Annotated in this window: 12 protein-coding genes; 5 read left to right on the top strand and 7 right to left on the bottom strand. The window is 66.2% G+C overall.

What is annotated here, in order from left to right:
• Positions 1–327: 327 nt before the first annotated feature.
• Complete coding sequence (locus tag ACR9ZH_RS16090) at positions 328–1,998, bottom strand: APC family permease (RefSeq protein ID WP_481291768.1); 1,671 nt, start codon at positions 1,996–1,998, stop codon at positions 328–330.
• A 162-nt stretch (positions 1,999–2,160) separates the two neighbouring features.
• Between ACR9ZH_RS16090 and ACR9ZH_RS16095 the strand changes: the two genes are divergently transcribed.
• Positions 2,161–2,541, top strand: a complete 381-nt coding sequence (locus ACR9ZH_RS16095) for a hypothetical protein (RefSeq protein WP_481291769.1) — start codon at positions 2,161–2,163, stop codon at positions 2,539–2,541.
• Positions 2,542–2,557: 16 nt separating this feature from the next.
• Here the strand turns inward: ACR9ZH_RS16095 and ACR9ZH_RS16100 are convergent, their stop codons facing one another.
• The gene (locus ACR9ZH_RS16100) at positions 2,558–3,940 is read right to left on the bottom strand and encodes an L-serine ammonia-lyase (RefSeq protein ID WP_481291770.1); all 1,383 of its coding nucleotides are present in this window, start codon (positions 3,938–3,940) and stop codon (positions 2,558–2,560) included.
• Positions 3,941–4,017: 77 nt separating this feature from the next.
• Between ACR9ZH_RS16100 and ACR9ZH_RS16105 the strand changes: the two genes are divergently transcribed.
• A complete protein-coding gene (locus ACR9ZH_RS16105) occupies positions 4,018–4,242 on the top strand; it encodes a glutaredoxin family protein (RefSeq protein WP_481291771.1) in 225 nt (74 codons plus the stop codon).
• A gap of 98 nt (positions 4,243–4,340) precedes the next feature.
• Here ACR9ZH_RS16105 and ACR9ZH_RS16110 read toward each other — a convergent pair whose 3' ends face one another.
• From ACR9ZH_RS16110 to ACR9ZH_RS16130, 5 genes are all read right to left on the bottom strand, one after another.
• A complete protein-coding gene (locus ACR9ZH_RS16110) occupies positions 4,341–5,693 on the bottom strand; it encodes a DUF697 domain-containing protein (protein WP_481291772.1) in 1,353 nt (450 codons plus the stop codon).
• Positions 5,694–5,700: 7 nt separating this feature from the next.
• Entirely contained in the window at positions 5,701–6,261 is a 561-nt protein-coding gene (locus ACR9ZH_RS16115) for a YceI family protein (RefSeq protein ID WP_481291773.1), read from the bottom strand.
• A complete protein-coding gene (locus ACR9ZH_RS16120) occupies positions 6,258–6,842 on the bottom strand; it encodes a cytochrome b (RefSeq protein WP_481291774.1) in 585 nt (194 codons plus the stop codon). The genes ACR9ZH_RS16115 and ACR9ZH_RS16120 overlap by 4 nt, the downstream gene beginning before the upstream one ends.
• Positions 6,826–7,422 carry a YceI family protein gene (locus tag ACR9ZH_RS16125; RefSeq protein WP_481291775.1) on the bottom strand — a complete coding sequence of 199 codons (597 nt, stop codon included), beginning with the start codon at positions 7,420–7,422 and terminating at the stop codon, positions 6,826–6,828. Before ACR9ZH_RS16125 ends, ACR9ZH_RS16120 begins: the two co-directional genes overlap by 17 nt.
• Before the next feature lie 104 nt (positions 7,423–7,526).
• Positions 7,527–8,978: a GTPase gene (locus ACR9ZH_RS16130; protein ID WP_481291776.1), complete on the bottom strand. Its 1,452-nt coding sequence runs from the start codon at positions 8,976–8,978 to the stop codon at positions 7,527–7,529.
• Positions 8,979–9,140: 162 nt separating this feature from the next.
• Here ACR9ZH_RS16130 and ACR9ZH_RS16135 point away from each other — a divergent pair, with 162 nt between their 5' ends.
• From ACR9ZH_RS16135 to ACR9ZH_RS16145, 3 genes are all read left to right on the top strand, one after another.
• A complete protein-coding gene (locus tag ACR9ZH_RS16135) occupies positions 9,141–12,599 on the top strand; it encodes a hybrid sensor histidine kinase/response regulator (protein ID WP_481291777.1) in 3,459 nt (1,152 codons plus the stop codon).
• 106 nt (positions 12,600–12,705) lie between these two features.
• Complete coding sequence (locus tag ACR9ZH_RS16140; RefSeq protein WP_481291778.1) at positions 12,706–17,139, top strand: RHS repeat-associated core domain-containing protein; 4,434 nt, start codon at positions 12,706–12,708, stop codon at positions 17,137–17,139.
• 8 nt (positions 17,140–17,147) lie between these two features.
• The gene (locus ACR9ZH_RS16145) at positions 17,148–17,690 is read left to right on the top strand and encodes a hypothetical protein (protein ID WP_481291779.1); all 543 of its coding nucleotides are present in this window, start codon (positions 17,148–17,150) and stop codon (positions 17,688–17,690) included.
• The last annotated feature ends 107 nt before the right edge of the window (positions 17,691–17,797 follow it).

Genomic DNA, 17,797 nt, shown 5'->3' on the forward strand with positions numbered 1-17,797 from the left:
GCATCGCGCGCGACATCTTTTGAGGCCGTGGCCCGGAGCTGGCGCGCGAGCTTCCAAACCGAAGCGAAAACCTGTCGCGCGCAGGCGCGCTCCTACAATAGAAAACCGATCAGAGCGGGGTTTTACCTGTCGCGGAGGTGAGTTTCGATGCCGTGCGCCCGAAAATGTAGGAGCGCGCATCGCGCGCGACATCTTTTGAGGCCGTGGCCCGGAGCTGGCGCGCGAGCTTCCAAACCGAAGCGAAAACCTGTCGTACCCGACGCGGTCATAAACGCGCAGGCGCGCTCCTGCAATGAAAAAAAATCGCCCCTTGGGGCGATTTTTCATTTATCGGTGGCCGGTGAGTTTCTCGGCTTCGTCCGCGCTCGGCGGCAGCTCCGGTTCGCCCGGTTCCAGTTCGTCGTGGTGGAAGCGCGCGGCTTCCACCATCGGCGTGCGCCAGCCGCTGGCGATGCCCCAGAAGTAGAAGACCGCACCCAGCACGGCGACCAGCGCGAGGTCGTAGCCGTACGGGATGTAGTCGTGGCCGCCAAAGGTCTTGCTGCCCGCCCAGGAGACGAGGGCGATCACCGGCAGGTAGACGATGAGCCACCACGCGCCCCTCAAATGCTTGCCGAACTCGTCCCAGCCGGTCTTGGCCGTGTAGTAGAAGTACAGCGGTAGCGCGACGACCATCAGCAGGATGATCTCGCCGGTCAGCGGCCACTTCGCCCAGTACAGCAGCTCCGTCGCGAAGATGAAGGCGAGCGCGGCGAGGATGGGCAGGCCGGGGATGCGCAGCGGGCGCTTCAGCTCCGGCGCCGTACGGCGCAGGGTCATCACGCTCACCGGGCCGGTGAGGTAGGAGATGATCGTCGACACCGAGATCACCGCCGCCAGCGTGCCCCAGCCGCGGAAGAAGAACAGGAAAATGAAGCTGACGACGAGGTTCAGCCACATCGCCGGACGCGGAATGCCGAAGCGCGGATGGATGTGGCCGAAGATCTTCGGCAGGTGCCCATTACGCTCCATCGCGTAGATCATGCGCGCGGTGGTGGCCGTATAGGTGGCGCCGGTACCGCTCGGGCTGACGAAGGCGTCGGCGTAGAGCAGGATGGCCATCCAGTTGATCATCAGCGCGGTGGCGAGCTGCGCGAACGGCGACGCGTATTCGAGGCCGGCCCAGCCGTTGCCGAGCTGCTCGGGCGGCACGGCACCGATGAAGGCGACCTGCAGCAGCACGTAGACCACCGTGGCGAGCAGGATCGACCCGATCACCGCCAGCGGGACGCTGCGCCCCGGGTTGCGCGCTTCGCCGGCCAGGTTCACCGGGCTCTGGAAACCGTTGAAGCTGAAGACGATGCCCGAGATGGCGACGGCCGTGAGGATCGATGAGATGTCGAGCGCATGCGTGCCGCCATGGGCGCCGATGTCGAAGTTGCCGGGGTTGTAGCTGGTGGCGATGAGCGCGATGCCGGTAGCGGCGGGCACCACGAGCTTGAACACCGTGATCGCCGTGTTGCTCTTGGCGAAGAGCTTCACGCTCCAGAAATTGAGGAAGAAGTAGACCAGCACCAGCACCACGGCGATGGCGAGGCCGGGCGGGGTGAGTTCGCCGTGGCCGTTGGTCACGACGTAAAGGCCCTTCGTCCAGGCCGCCCACTCCCACGGCCACGAGGCCATGTACTGGACCGAGGCCTCGGCTTCCACCGGGATCACCGAGACGATGGCGATCCAGTTCGCCCAGCCCGCGATGAAACCGACCAGCGACCCGTGCGAGTAGTGGCCGTAGCGCACCATGCCGCCGGATTCCGGAAACATTGCACCCAGTTCCGCATAGGTGAGGGCGATGAAGAGGATGATGACGGCGCCGATGAGCCAGGCGTAAACCGCGCCGGGGCCGGCAAGCTGGGCGGCGTGCCAGGCGCCGAACAGCCAACCCGACCCGATGATCGAGCCCAGGCCGGTGAGCATGAGGGCAAAGGCGCCGACGTCGCGGCGGATAGCGCTATGTGACATGGTGACTCCGGTCGAACGGGCCAGGGCGGGAGCCCGGGCCCAGGGCGGCACAAGGGCCGGATAATGACAGCCCCGGCTGTCTCTGTCAGCCAGTGGTTGTCGTCCCCAAGTGTCAGTCCGTCGATATACACTGGCCGACGCGGTAGGGATCAAGGGGTTCGGATGCGTTCGAAGCGGGTCGTCATTGGCATGTTGTTCCTTGCCCTGTCGGTATGCGGCATCGCCGCAGCCGAGGAGCAATGGAGCGACAAGGGCCGACTGATCGATTCCGAGTCATACGACCGCACCGCCAAGGGTTTCTACTTCACGCTATACCCCGGCGAGGACCCCGTGGAGGCCGTGCGGCGCTGCGCCATAGCCATGCGCGAACTCGGCCACCTGGCCTCGGTTTCCTGCTTCGCGTACACGAGCAGGCAGCGCTTCGAAACCCGTCGCGGGAAATTGCGGGTGTGCTACACGGCCGTCGCGAACTGGTGGGGCGAGGACGAACCGGTCCGCGTGGAGACCGTGGACCGCCTGCCGAGGATGTGCCCGGCGAGGTAAGAGCGCGGCCGGACGGTCAGCACTCGATGACGTTGACGGCCAGTCCGCCGCGCGAGGTTTCCTTGTACTTGTCCTTCATGTCGCGGCCGGTGTCGCGCATGGTGGCGATCACCTTGTCCAGCGACACATGGTGCTTGCCGTCGCTCTTGAGCGCCATGCGGCTGGCATTGATCGCCTTGACCGCGCCCATGGCATTGCGTTCGATGCATGGAATCTGCACCAGCCCGCCGATGGGATCGCAGGTGAGGCCGAGGTTGTGCTCCATGCCGATCTCCGCGGCGTTCTCCACCTGGGTGACGGTGCCGCCGAGGGCGGCGGTGAGGCCGCCTGCGGCCATGGAGCAGGCCACGCCTACCTCGCCCTGGCAACCGACTTCGGCGCCGGAGATCGAGGCGTTTTCCTTGTAGAGGATGCCGATGGCGCCGGCGGTGAGCAGGAACTCGATGATGCCGTCTTCCGACGCTCCGGGACAGAAGTGCCGGTAGTAGTGCAGCACGGCGGGGACGATGCCCGCAGCGCCATTGGTCGGGGCGGTGACCACGCTGCCGCCGGCCGCGTTCTCCTCGTTCACCGCCAGGGCGTAGAGGTTCACCCAGTCCAGGATGGTGAGCGGGTCGCGCAGCGCCGCCTCCGGCTGCGCGCGCAGTTCGGCGGCCATCGCGGGAGCGCGGCGGTTGACCTTCAGGCCACCGGGCAGGACGCCCGGGGAGCGCAGGCCGCGGGCCACGCAGTCCTGCATGGCTTTCCAGATCTTGAGCAGCCCCGCGCGCGTTTCCTGCTCCGGCCGCCAGATGCCTTCGTTGCGCATCATCAGCTGGGCGATGGTGAGGCCGTGCTCCTTGCACAGCGACATCAGCTGGTCGCCGGTGGAGAACGCATAGGGCTGCTCGCTGGTGTCCGCGACGATGCGGTCTTCCGCCGCTTCGTCCGGGTTCACGACGAAGCCGCCGCCCACCGAGTAGTAGTCGCGCGTGGCGAGTTCGTTGCCTTCCACATCGTATGCCGAGAAACGCATGCCGTTCGTGTGGAACGGGAGCTTCTGCCGCTTGTTGAAGACGAGGTCGCTCTTCTCGTCGAACGAAATCTCGTGGCGGCCGAGGATACGTATGCGCTTGCTGGAGCGGATGCGTTCCAGCGTGGCGGGAATGGTGTCCGGGTCCACGCGGTCCGGCCATTCGCCTTCGAAGCCCAGCAGCACGGCCTTGTCGGTACCGTGGCCGCGCCCGGTCATCGCCAGGGAGCCGAAAAGTTCGCAGCGCACCCGCGCCACACGCTCCAGCACGCCTTTTTCCGCCAGCCAATGCTCAGCGAAACGCGCGCCGGCGCGCATCGGCCCGACGGTATGCGACGAGGACGGGCCGATACCGATCTTGAAGAGGTCGAAGACGCTGACTGCCATGGCTTGAAGGGAGGTTGGCTGTGGGAGGTGACCGGCTATTCTACGCCTCCCCGGCCTGCGACCCCATACAGCCCCGAATGTCCCGGTTCATCCTCTTCCAGCGCGACGACTGCCACCTCTGCGACCAGGCCCTGGCTTTGCTGGCCGAGGCGCGCTTCCCGGATTTCGACTCGGTGTGGATCGACGAGGACGAGACGCTCGAAACCCGCTACGGGGCGCGCGTGCCGGTGCTGCGGCGGAGCGACGGGGCGGAGCTGGACTGGCCATTCGACCGGGCAGCCGTGCAGGCATTCGCCGTGTAGGAGCGCGCTTGCGCGCGACGTCTTTTCGCCCCAGTCCCCAAACTGGCGCGCCAGCTCCAGGTCACGGCCTCAAAACATGTCGCGCGCAAGGCGCGCTCCTACACGGCGCGGCCTTTCAGGCGCTTCAGGATTTCCTCGCGCGCCTCGCGCAGGATGGAATCGCGGTCCAGGCTGGCGACGATGCCTGCCACGGCGCGCTTCGCACCGTATTCGCCCCAGGACTTGCCGGATACCAGGTAGTGCTCGGCGGCGCGGCCGATCACCACGGTGGCATACCAGCCCAGGGCGCCCTGGGCCGCGGCGGTGACGACCACGGACAAGCCGCCGCTGACGCCTTTCAGCGCCGAGGCCGCCAGTTGCACACCCCACACCGCGCCCATCAGCGCGGCCAGCTGCGTGGTGATGACGGCGACCAGGCGACCGGACTCGCCGCGGGTGAGCGGCAAGCCGTAGACACGGGCCAGTTGGACCACCATCGCCGCGTCGAGGCCGCCGGCCAGGAGCAGGTCGGCGACGGGGACGGGATTGAGCGCCACGGCCACGGCCTTGGCGATGCAGTACTGGCGGATGACACCGCTGGCGACCTCGCGGCGGGTGACGGCGATGCGTTCGCTCACCTGGTCGGTGAGTCTGCCGGCGAACAGTCCGGCGTTGATCGCCGACAGGGCCTTGCCTTCGCGTTCGGCGATCGCGAGCAGACGCGCCCGGAGTGCCGATACGTCGGCAGGTTGCGGTTGGCTGCTCCGGCGTTCGCGTCCTTCCGCATCGATCTCGACGACCTCGCGCGGCGCGGGTCGCGCCGCGACGGCAAGCACGTCCTCCGGAGCCACCAGCCCCGACGAATGCTCGCGCAGCCGTGCAAGCAGGCCTTCGCGTTCGCCGGCGCCGTAGCGGTCCGCCTTGTTGAGCACGAGCAGCAGCGGCCGGCGCGTCGCCGCGAGCGTGTGCAAGGCATCGCGCTCCTCGCGCGTCAGGTCGCCGTCGGCGACGAAGACGACAAGGTCGCTGACTTCCGCTACCTCGAAGGCGAGCTTCTCCCGCGCCTCGCCGCCGAGCTCGTTGATCCCGGGCGTGTCGATCAGCACGAGCCCCGCATTGGCGGCTCCTTCGAGGCGAGCCGCATTGGCTTCCGTGGTCGTGCCATGGAGGACTCCGACCTCGAAGGCGTCGCGCCCGAGCAGGGCGTCGCCAAGCGCCGACTTGCCGACGGATACGCGGCCGAACACGGCCACGTGCAGTTCCTCGTTCTCGAGACGATCGAGCATGCGCTCGACGCGCTCGAAGTCCGCGGCCATCGACTGGCGCACGTCGGCGGGGATCGACGGATCGGCGAGCAGGTCGCGCAGGCTGGCGGCCACCGGGCCACCACGTTCGTCGGGCGCGCACGCCGGCTCGCCGCCGCGGCGGAAGCGGCCGGTGAGTCCACGCAGGCGTTCGCGCCAGGCCGGCATGCGCTGCTTACTTTGGCAGCAGGTTCAGCGTGCCGTTGACGAGGACTTCGTTGGCGATCGTCCCCGTATCTACGTAGTCGCCGCTGCCCACGTCGAAGTCGCGCCGCTTGAGTGTGCCCGTCACCGACAGGCGCGCACCGCCCGCAGCCGGGTGGAACTCGACCTCCAGCGCCACCGGCTTGGTGATCCCATGCAGGGTCAGGTTACCGTTGGCGATGACCTTTCCGTTGCCGTTCTTGCTGAAGCCGGTGGTGACGTAGTGGGCCGTGGGGAACTTAGAAACATTGAAGAAGTTCGCAGACGGAAGCTCGCGATCGCGGTCGCCGTCGCCTGTCTTCGCGGAATCGACGTACACCGTCACGTCGAACTTCGCCGTCGACAGGTTGGCCTCGTCGTAGCTGATCGCGGCATCGAACTTGCCGAAGCTGCCATCGAACTGCTGGCCCTGGAACTTGCCGCTGAAGCCCAGCGTGCTGCCGGGGCCGACCTTGTAATCCGCCGCGGTCGCGGCGAAGGGCAGGGCCAGCGCGAGGCCAAGGACGGACAGGCGGCGGATCGTCGGGTTCATGCGTTGTCTCCGGGAGGGGTGAGGGAGCTCCGCTTCGCGCGGCCGAAGGGCAGCATGCGGCGGAGGGTGTCGTCGCGATCGACGACGTGGTGCTTGATGGCGCCGCCCACGTGGGCAACGAGCACGAGGAGCAGGAACCAGAACAGGTAGACGTGCACGGTTCCGAGGACCTGCGACAGCTCCTCGTTCTTCTCCACCAGCGCGGGGAGGTTGAACATCTTGAAGTACTGCAGCGGAAAACCGTGCGCCGAATTGAACGCCCAGCCGCTGAGGGGAATGCACACGATGAGCAGGTAGAGGAAGCCGTGCACGAGGTGCGCGGCGGTGCGCTGCCAGCCCGGCGCGGGTTCGTCGGGCGGGCGACGGTCCCACGCGCGCCAGAGCAGGCGCAGGAAGAACAGTGCCAGCACGGTAAGCCCGATCGACTTGTGCAGCGCGAACATGTTGATCTTGTGCAGCGACGGCTTCAGTCCGTCCATCCAGAAGGCGAACGCGCCGTTGCCGAGGATCAGCAGCGCCATGGTCCAATGGAAGGTCTTGGCGACGCTGCTCCAGCGGGTGTGGTCACTGCGCAGGGGCATGGGTGCTGTCCTTTATCGCTTCGATTTCGAGCCATACCGCCACCTCGGTGCCGATCGAGTTGCGGTTGGAGGTCATGCCATACGCGGTACGGTCGAGCGACACGTGGGCGGAAAACCCCGCCACCGTATGCAGGCCGTAGATGGTCTTGCCGATCCGGTTCACCCGGAAGGGAATGTCCAGCGGCAGTGTCGTTCCGCGCAGCGTGAGTTTGCCGTGTACCACGCCCTCGTCTTCGCCACGCTTTTCCACCGAGTCGCTCACGTATCGCGCGGTGCCGGCGCGGCCCGCATCCAGGAGTTCAGAGCCGCTCACGGCCTTGTCCCAATCGGCGTCGCCCATGTCGATCGACGTGAGATCGATGGTGGCCTGCACCGATGACTTGGACCAGTCGTCGCGATCGAAGACGACGGTGCCTTCGCCGATGCGCAGACGCCCGAACGAGCGCGAGAAGCCGTTGTGGTCGACATTGAACACGACCTGGCTGTGCACGGGGTCCATGCGGTAGGTGACGGCCTCGGCGTTCGCCAGCGCGGGTACGAGCGCGAGCGCGAGGGGTAACAGGAATCGGGCGTGACGCATCCGTGATGGCCTGTTGCGTTGAGGCCGCCAGGCGGCCGATAGGAGTTAGTGTGGCGCGACCGGGGCCGGGTTGTCAGCCTGCCGACGGCGAACGCATCGTTCGCTCAACGCTCCCGAAGCGCCTCGCCGGTCAATTCGGCGAGGCGGCGGAGCCGGGAAGCGCCCGCGTCGCCCAGCAGTTCGCGCATGCGCTCGCCGGCGTCAGCCTGGTCCAGCATCCGCCGTTCGTCCAGTGTGGCCGCAAGTGCCCGGCCAAAGCTGTCGAAAATCAGCGCGTAAGCAAAGGCGTGCAAGACACCGCCGCCGAGCGTGCCCAGGCCGGGAAAGGCCTTGAGGGCGTTGCCCGCCACGGCTAGCACCACCGAGGTGCCCGTGCGCAAGGTCATGCGCACCTGGCGCAGGAGGTTGTCGATTTCCACGTCCGTGACGCGAACGTCATAAAGCGCCGCGAGCGCGCGCACCATGCCGGTGGCGAGTGCGCCCTGGATCACCAGGTCGCTGCCGGGTGCGACGGCCGCCATGGCGCCTACGATCGCGCGACGTGCATAGCGGCGGACAATGCGGTCTGCCTCCAGGCTCCGATAGGCTTTTTCCTGCTCGCCGGTGCGTTCGTGCAATCCGGCAAGGACGGCGTTCTCTCGCTGTGCTTCCAAAGCGGCGGCCCCGGGTGCCAGCAGCTGCCGCAGCGCTTCCAGCAGGGGTTGCACGTTGGCGGCCCGTCGGCGCACGACGTCTTCCGTACTCCCGTCGGGAAGGCGGCGGGTAAAGCGTTCCTCGCCGCCGGCGCTGATCGCGAGCACGGCGTCCGGAATGCCGCCGGCCTGTTCGCGGACGCGGGCGAGGATCCGCTGGAGTTCATCCGCGGTCCACTGGTCGGCCTTGTTTACCGCAAGCAGCAATGGTTTTCCGAAGTCGCCGAGCCAGCGCAGCTCTTCCCCCTGGGTGCGGGTGAGATCGCCGGCGCACACGTAGATCACCGCGTGCGCACGCAGCGCTTCCTCGCGCGCGAGGCGTTCGCGCGACTCGCCATCGGCCTCGGCCGAGCCGGGGACGTCGGCGACGGTCCAGGCGCCGCCCCATGCAGCGGTCTCGTAAGCGATCACCTCACGCGTCGTGCCCCCGCGCGCGTCGCGTTCCGGCGCGGCGCCGGGGACCAGGGCGCCGATGAGCGTGGACTTGCCGGTGGAAATCTCACCGAACACCGCGAGGTAGGTGCGCTCGCTGGCGCGGCGGCGGTCGAGTTCGCCGAGTTCATTGCGAAGTTTCTCAACTTCTGTGTCCGCGCCGCGCAGGCGTTCGATGCGCGCCTCGAGCGAAGCGCGGTCCGGCGCGACGACCGGAGCGCGCGGTTTGCGCGGGCGCAGCCACCAGGCGCCGAGACCGGCGCCGGCCGCTGCGATGAGCAGCAAGACGCCGCCCACCAGCCAGCGCATGCCGGCCGGCAAACCCATGAAACGCTGGGCCAGGGCCAGCGCACGGTCGAGCGCGGCGAGCAGCAGCCAGACCAGGGCGAGAAGGCCGGCGGCGGCGAGGAGGAGGCGAAGCCGGGAGGACATGCCCGCATTCTAGACGCACCCGGAGGAGTCGTATCGGAGAATTCCTACACGTCTCCACTGGATGGCGCGGTTTTGCCTCCCTCGCTCGCATGCCATCATCGGGAGCGCACCAGGAACCCGCGTATGCATTGCACGCTCGTTTGGAGATGGATCTTCCCGGCCATGATCGGCTCGATCATGGCACTCCCTGCGCCTGCCGCCACGATGCCGCCGGTGCCCACCCCGCAGTTCCGCAGTTACGGCCTGCTCGAAGGCCTGCCCAGCAGCAAGGTGAAGGCCGTTGCCCAGGACGGTCACGGCTTCATCTGGGTCGGCACATCGGTCGGCCTGTCCCGCTTCGACGGCGTGCAGTTCGTCACCCCGGGCATCGGACCGGACCATTCCCATCCCATTCCCTCGGGCAGCGTCTCTGCGCTAGTGGTGGATTCGGCGGACCGCGTGTGGATCGGCGGCGCGGATTTCGGACTCGGCCGCTACGACCCTGCGACAGGGGCCTTCGTGCAGTGGCGGGACGATCTCGTCGACGACGACGTGCGCGCGATCGCACAGGCCCGCGACGGCTCGATCTGGGTCGGCACCGGTGGCGGGCTCATCCGCCTGCAGGCCGATGGGAGCGACATGCAGGTCGTTCCGCGCAACGCCGCCGGCCCCTCTTCGTCCTCCATCCGCGCGTTGCACGCTTCCGATGACGGCCGGGTGTGGATCGGTACCGACGCGGGTGCCGATGTCGTGGATGCGGCAGGCAAGATCGCGAGAGTGCCGTTCGAGGACGGCAGCCACCCCCGGGTGCTCCGCATCGACGGACATGCGGCGGAGCTGCGCTTCGCCACCGAGCGGGGGCTCTACCGCCTCGGCCCAGACGGCCTGCTGCACCGCGACCGCCGCCTGGCCGGGTCGCCGGTCTACGCGTCGCTCGCGGACAGCCACGGCACCTTGTGGGTCGCAGGCCCTGACGGACTCACCATGCTAGACCGCTACGGCCGCCTGCATAGCGTGCGCGGCGCCTGGACGGCGCAGGGCGGGCTGCCCGGGCGTACCGTGCGCGGCATGCTCGAGGATCGCGAGCACGGTCTGTGGTTCGCGCTGAGCGATGGCGGCCTCGGCTACCTCGGTCCGGCCTGGGAAGACTTCACCCGTTTCGCACATGTCGCCACCGATCCCTTCAGCTTCCCGGGGCGGACCGTCACCGCCGTCGCCGCGCAGGGCAGCACGAAGCTCTGGGTAGGTGGCCTGCACGGCTGGATCCGCGGTTTCGATCCCGCGACCGGACGCACGTCGGAAGGTTTCGACATCGAGACGATACGCGTGCAATCGTTGCTTGAAGTGCCGCGCGGCCTTCTCATCGGCACGGTCAAGGGCCTCTCGATCGGCCGCGACGGACACACGTGGCCGTTGCTGCGCGGGATCATCGACCATCCCGTGACCATGCTTGCGTCGGGACCCGATGGCACGGTGTACATCGCGGCGCTGGGCCAGGGGCTCTTCGCCGCGGATGCGCAACTCACCCGGGCCCGGCCGATTCCGTTCGCGGCAGCGAGACGTGGCGTGGCGGACACGCGGCAGATCGAAGTCGTTGGCGACGAATTATGGCAGGCGAGCCTCGCGGGCCTGGCCCGCCTGGATCCTGCGTCGGGAGAAATGCGTTTCATCGCCGGTGTCGCGCCCGGCCGCGTCAACGCCTTCGAACCGGATGACGACGGATTCTGGATCGTCCGGCCGGACGGTCTCGAGCACTACCGCTGGGACGGCCGGATCGCCCAGCGCGACCGTAGCGTCAGTGGTGTCGACGGCTTTCCCTCCGCGGATATCCTGAACGTGCGTCGCGACGTGGCGGGGCGCCTCTGGCTGTACGGCGAAACCGGCGTATGGCGGTTCGATCCCGGCACGGACAAGTTCCGGCCGTTCGGTCTTGCCGATGGCCTTGCCAGTGGCGAATTCACCAATGCCAGCACGGTGCTCCTCGACGACGGCACCATGTACGGCGCGACGCTCGGCGGCCTCGTGGGCTTCCGGCCCGACCGGCAGCGCGATCACACCCGCAAGCCGGCGATCGTGGTCCTCGGCGCCACGGTCTCGCGTGGCGGCGATCGCGTCTCGCTGCCCATCGAAGACCACACCTTGCACCTCGGGTGGAACGATCGCGAGCTGATCGTGGGGGCACGGGCCCTCTCTTACGTGAATCCGGACCGCAATCACCTGGTGTTCTCGCTCGAGCACGACGGCGAAACGACCAAGCTGCGCACGGGAAAGGACGGCCAACGCGCCTTCGGCCCGCTTGCCGCCGGGGTGTACCGCCTTTCGATCTCCGGTGCGGGGCGCGACGACGTGAGCGGCACCCTGGCCCATCCGTTGACCATCGTCGTCGACGCGCCGCCGTGGTTGCGCTGGTGGGCGTGGCTGACCTACGCGCTGCTCGCGGTGGCCATGGCCATCGCCACCGTGGTCAGCACCCGCCGGCGCGTCCGCCAGGCGATGCGCCTGAAACTCGCCGAGCAGCAGCGCCGTCTCGCCGAGGAAGCCAACGCCGCGAAGACGGACTTCATGGCCACGCTCGGCCACGAGATCCGTACGCCCATGACCGGCGTGCTCGGCATGGCCGAACTGATGGCGAATACGCCGCTGGACGAGACCCAACGCGCCTACATCGAAGCCGTACGGCGCTCGGGCACCACCTTGCTCCGGCTGGTGAACGATGCGCTCGACATCACTCGCATAGAGGCCCGCCGCCTCGTGCTGGAATCCGAATGCGTGTCCCTGCGCATGGTGACTAGCGAAGTGATCGCCCTGGCGGCAGGCAACGCAAGGCAGAAGGGACTGGATCTGTCCTCATCGCTCGACGCGAACGTGCCGCCGTCCATTCGCGGCGACTCGATCCGCCTTCGCCAGATCCTGCAAAACCTGGTGAACAATGCGATCAAGTTCACCGAGTCGGGTGGTGTGTCCCTCCACGTGGGCTGCGAAGGCGCGTCGCTCGTCATGAGCGTGACCGATACCGGTCCCGGCATGTCGGCCGCGCTTTGTGCGAGGGTATTCTCGCGCTTCGAACAGGGCGGGTCGCCGCAACGCTCGCAAGGGTCAGGCCTGGGCCTGGCGATCTGCCACGAACTCTGCACCTTGATGGGCGGAAGCATCCGTGTACAAAGCGAGCTGGGCAGGGGCACCGTCTTCGTCGTACGCCTGCCGCTGGAAGCCTGCCAATGCGGCGACTGCATTGTCCGCGTCTCCCTCCCTGCGCCCGCCGTGGCGGGGCGCAGGCTACTCCTGGTCGAAGACGACGAAGTGGTCAGCGACGTGATCGCCGGCCTCCTTCGCGAGCGCGGTCACGTCGTGACGGCGGTCGGCGATGGTCTGGCGGCGATGACGGAACTCTCCCGCGACAACTTCGACGCGATGTTGCTCGACCTCGATCTGCCGGTGGTCGACGGCTTCCAGGTGGCGCGTATGGTACGGCGCATGCACGCGGTGGGCGATATTCCGATCGTCGCCGTCACCGCGCGTTCGACGGGCGACGAGGTGACGGCGATCAGGGACGCCGGCATGGACGCGCTGTTGCGCAAGCCGATGACGGGCGTCGACCTCGACAATGTGCTGGAGAGCGTTTGCGCAGTGAGAGAAAGTTGAGATCGTAGAAGTTTTCTGAAAATTTCGACCATTAGCGGTTGGCTGACAGACAGTCGGAATTTTCCTACCTAGACTCGCGGCCCTTGATGATCCCAGGGGTTGTGTAATGCGAAAGACTACTCGGGCCGCACTGTGCGCGGCGTCCTTGTCCGTGGCAGTCGGCAAGGCCTGGGCGAGCCAGGCGGCGCCGCATTTCGAATATCAGGTAAGGGTGGAAGGCTATCCCACGGAATACTTCACCGACGTGAAGGGCGCGGGGGCACTGTTGATGTCCCGCGGCTGCGAACGCTACGCATATACCGACTGCGAGCTGCGTGACATCTGGTTCTTCAACTCCCTGTACATGACCGATTACCGGTACACCGACCGACACGGGAACCGGTATGGAACCACCGCGTGGGGCTACCGGTATTTTGCGTGCACTACCTCGCCGTCGTTGTACATCGGCGACCCAGGCGCGGCACGCGGTCCGTACGCGAACCGCACAATCACTCCTCCCGTCTACAGCAACATTTTCTGCCTCGATGCGAATCCGGAAACGGAAACGGCTCATCAAGCCGATCTCGGTCCGGGCGACTGCGCCACCCGTCCGAACGCCGGGAATCCGATCAACGTAGGCCTCCATAACAAGTACCAGGAAATCCTCGACATCGCTGCCACGGCTGGCTCGCCGCTGACCTGGTCGCGCTATTACAACAGCGGCGTGGTGGAAGGTGGCAAACAGACATTTCCCGAAACCGCGCGCCTGGGGAGCCGCTGGCGCAGCACCTACGATCGTTCCCTGGCGATCGTCACCTCGAAGGACGGGAATGTGGTGCGACTTCACCGTCACAGCGGGGAGCGTCTGGATTTCACCGAAGCGAATGGGCGCTACCGCAGCGTGGCCGATCCCCGCGGCCAGCTTTCCCGCGAGGCGGGCGGTTGGACCTATCGCAGTTCTACCGGCGAAACCGAGGCCTACGACACCGACGGGCGCCTCATCGCCATCGATCCCGGCACCTACCGCCATGTCCGCCTGCACCATGGTGAGCGCCTGCTCGAGGTCAGCGACCTTCAGGGACGCAAGCTCGCCGTCGTTTACGACAGCGCCGGTCGTATCGCCTCGGTGGGCGACAGCGGCGGCGTGGCCGTGACCTATGCGTATTCCGAAGCCACCGCAACCGGCCTCGAAGCCGATCTGGTCCGTGCGACTTACGCCGATGGCAGTTTCCACGAGTATCGCTACAACGAGACCGGCCAGGGCGGCGGCAACCATCCGCATGTCCTGACCGCCATCTACGACGAATCCGGCCTTCGTTTCGCCTCCTTCACCTATGACAGCGACGGTCGTGCAGTCGGCAGCGAGCACGTCGGCGGCGTCGGCGCCGTGTCGCTGGCCCGTGAGGCCGACGGTACCGTCGCAGTGACTGGCCCGATGAAGGCGGTTCACCGTTACCGGTTCGCCGACGTGCGCGGCGTGCGCCGCCTCGTCGGCGTCGACCAGCCCGGCGGTGCGGGCTGTGGCGCTGCCAGCGCATCGATTGCCTACGACGATAATGGCTTGGTCTCGCGACGCGTCCAGTTCGACGGTAGCGTCACTGAATACCTGCACGATCCCGACGGGAACGAACTCAAGCGAACCGAGGCGCCCGGTACTGTCCATGCACGTCGCGTCGAAACCGAGTGGCATCCGGTCCTGCGTCGGCCCCTGCGAATCACCGCACCCGGCCGGGAGGAACGGTTCGAATACGACGCCTCGGGTAATCTGAGCCGGGTCGAACTACGAGGTGCCATCGATCCGGCGGCGCCGGACGCGCCGCTTGTCCTCTCACGCGTCTGGACGTATGCCTACGACGCGGAGGGTCGCTTGCTCCAGGCGGATGGCCCGCGCAGCGATGGCGTCCAGCCAGGCCTCTTGTCGAAGTACACCTACCGCGCCGCCGACGCCGCGAATTGCGCCGCCGGGCCTTGCGATTATCGCAAGGGCGATCTGTGGAAGACCGAGAACGCGCTCGGCCATGCGGACGAGATCCTTAGCTACGACGTGGCAGGACGCGTGCGCTCGCGGAAGGACGTGCAGGGTACGTTGTTTACCTACACCTACACGCCGCGTGGTTGGGTCGAGAGCGTCAAGGAAGACCGTCTTGGCGGTGGCGACGCCACCACGTCGTTCACCCACACCGCGCGCGGCGACATCGCTTCGGTAACCGATGCGGACGGCATCACGCTCAGCTTCACTTACGACAATGCCGGTCGCCTGACGGAAGTGTCCAATCCGTCGAAGCACCGCCTGCGTTTCCATCTGGACAAGGCCGGCAACCGTATCGGCGAAGAGTCGTACGACATGTTCCTGCGTACGCAGCTGAGCCGCACCTTTGATGCCTTGGGCCGGATCGAGACGGAGACCCGCGAGGGAGCGGTCACCCGTTTTACTTACGACGAACGCGGCCGCCCCACGAGCGTGACCGATGCCGATGGCAGGAAGGATACGTCCAGCTACGACGCCCTCGGACGGTTGCGCGAAGCCATTCGCGACGTGGGTGGGATCGGCGCCGTCAGCAAGGCAAGCTACGATCCGCTCGACCAGTTGGCGTCGATCCAGGACCCGAAGGGCCTCACCACCGGATACGTGACCACGGGTCTCGGCGACGTGAGCGCGGTCGATAGCCCGGACAGTGGCCAGTCGATCGACGAGCACGATGCCGCCGGCTACCTGGTGCGCCATGAAGGCGCGGGTGGGACAGGGAGTTTCCGCGTCACGCGCGATGCATTGAGCCGGCCCACGCTGGTCCGCTATGACGGAGGCGTGGACGCCACCTATGTCTACGATGTCGGCGACACCGCGTGTCCCGCCGATCAGCGACACGCGAAGGGTCGTCTCGCCGCCATGGCTCAGGGCGACAGCCGAACGGTGTACTGCTACGACGCGCCCGGCAACGTCACCCGCACGATCCAGCGCTGGGCGACGACGAGCATGGCGGTGTCCTATCGCTATTCGAAGGCCGGGCGGCTGGAAGAAGTCGCCGTCGACGGCGGTGCCCGGACGACCTACCGCTACGATGCGGACGGTTCGGTGACTGCGGTGGCCGTCGTGCCGGCGGGCGGAGCGAGCACGGATCTCGTCACCGCTGTCGCCTATCGCCCATTCGACCTTATCGAAAGCATCCGCTACGGCAACGGCCGCGAAGTGTATGCCTCCCGCGACAAGAGCGGGCGTGTCACCCGCTGGGGCGGCCTCGACCCGGCAGGTTCGATTTACGTCATGGGCTACACGCCCGGTGGCGAGGTCGCCTCGCAGTTCGCCCAGGCGTATGGCTACCGCCTGGGTCACAACGGCCTGGGCTATCTCGACGCGGTAAACGACTTTGCCAGCGGCACGAACCTGCGAAGCTTCGAATACGACGGCGCGGGCGACCGCACGGCGATGACCTTGGGCGGAGTGCGTCTAGGTTACCTGTACGATCCGGCCAGCCATCGGCTGACCACGGCGGACGGCAAGAGCCGCCGCTACGATGCCGCCGGCAACACGATCGCTATCGGCGACGCCACCTTGGGCTACGACGCGACGGGAAGGCTGGCCTCGGCCAGCGAGCAGGGCCGTGTGCTGGTCAGTTACGGCTACGACGCGGGCGGGCAGCGGATCGCGCGCACGGAAGCGGGCAAAGCAACCGGGCTGATGTTGTACGACGAAGCCGGCCGCTGGCTGGCCGACTACGACACCGCCGGCCGCATCGCACGGCAGGCCATCTGGATGGGCGACTACCTCGTCGGCCTGGTCGAAGGCACGAAGCTCTATTACGTCGAGCCCGATCATCTGGGTTCGCCACGCGCAGTGATCGATCCTGCGCGCAACGCAGCAGTCTGGCGCTGGCGACCGGGCGACGATCCGTTTGGCAGCACGTTACCGGATGAAGACCCGGATGCCGATGGCACGCGCTTCGTCTTCGACCTGCGCTTCCCGGGGCAGCGCTACGACGCGGTGACGGGGCTGCACTACAACTATTACCGGGACTATGACCCGGCAACGGGGCGGTATATCCAGGTCGACCCAATCGGGTTGGCAGGTGGGATCAATCCGTATCTATACGCGGATGCCTCTCCTCTCAAGCACGTTGACCCCTCGGGGCTCGCCCCGTTGGACCGAGTGACTTCCGCGCATAGCTGGAAACAACCGCCCGGCCCGGGAGGTAGTTATGGCAGTGGCGTGAAAATGCTTCCGACGAGGCCCGCTAGCTCAGTCACGCAGACGGCGGGCGCGTGGCCTTCAGGAATTGAGCTCAAGTACACCGTGGTCTGCACGGAAGCTCATTGCACGCACGGGGCATGTAGTACAGAGGATCGTGGCTGGCACAATCAAAACTTCATCAGTTCGACTGGCCCGTTCCCTTCGTCGAAGAACTTCGGTCAAGCCATGCCGGGTTGTACTTGTATCAAGGTTGCATTTCTGGACAAGGCCCTTGAAGCGAGGAGTAAGGCCGCGGTCGCCTTACCTTCAGCTTCGGCATGGGATTGGTTCGAAGTCTGGACTAGAGTGCGCCAGAATAGGTTGATTCGCCGATGAGGATTACGATGCGGGCCGGCATTGTGGTTTGCGTGTTCATTGGTGTATTGCTCATTGGTGTGATGCGTGTAACCACGACACATCGAGGAGCCAGGTACGAGCTTGGCCGAAAGTACCAAATTGCTCCGATTTCTTTGGCGAAGCGTTGTGAAATGCATGACTTGAACGTGGAGCGTCGAGCGCTCGATGATTTCACAAGTTTTGGCAAAGCCAGAGTCTGTGTGGAACGAAAGGCTGCGTCGCTTTCTGTGGTTCCGGATTACGCGATGATTGAATCTTTTTCGTTGTATCAAGGATATGGATTGGTCTTGACGTTCTCTGGAAAAGCGAAACATCAAGTGTCCAAAACGATGGATGGCGCGGATCACGACACGGTTGTCGTCTATCGAGACAATGAAGTCTTCAAGTTCGTGGAAGTATATTCAGGAAAATTCTCGGGATCGGTGAACTTTTGGTATGACAGCCTCGAAGAGGCTGAGCGCGATATGGACGTGCTTCGCGCAGCATGGAAGACATCTACTGGAGCCGTCATTCATGGAGATGGTGGATAAGCCTGGGATGATTAGTTTGAAGCCGATGACGCACGCACCGTGGCAATCACGGTTGGAGTCGATGGCTGCGAAGATTCGTTGCTGGTGGGACGGAATCTCAGGCGGTA

Source organism: Luteibacter sp. SVR4-7G, from assembly GCF_056755555.1.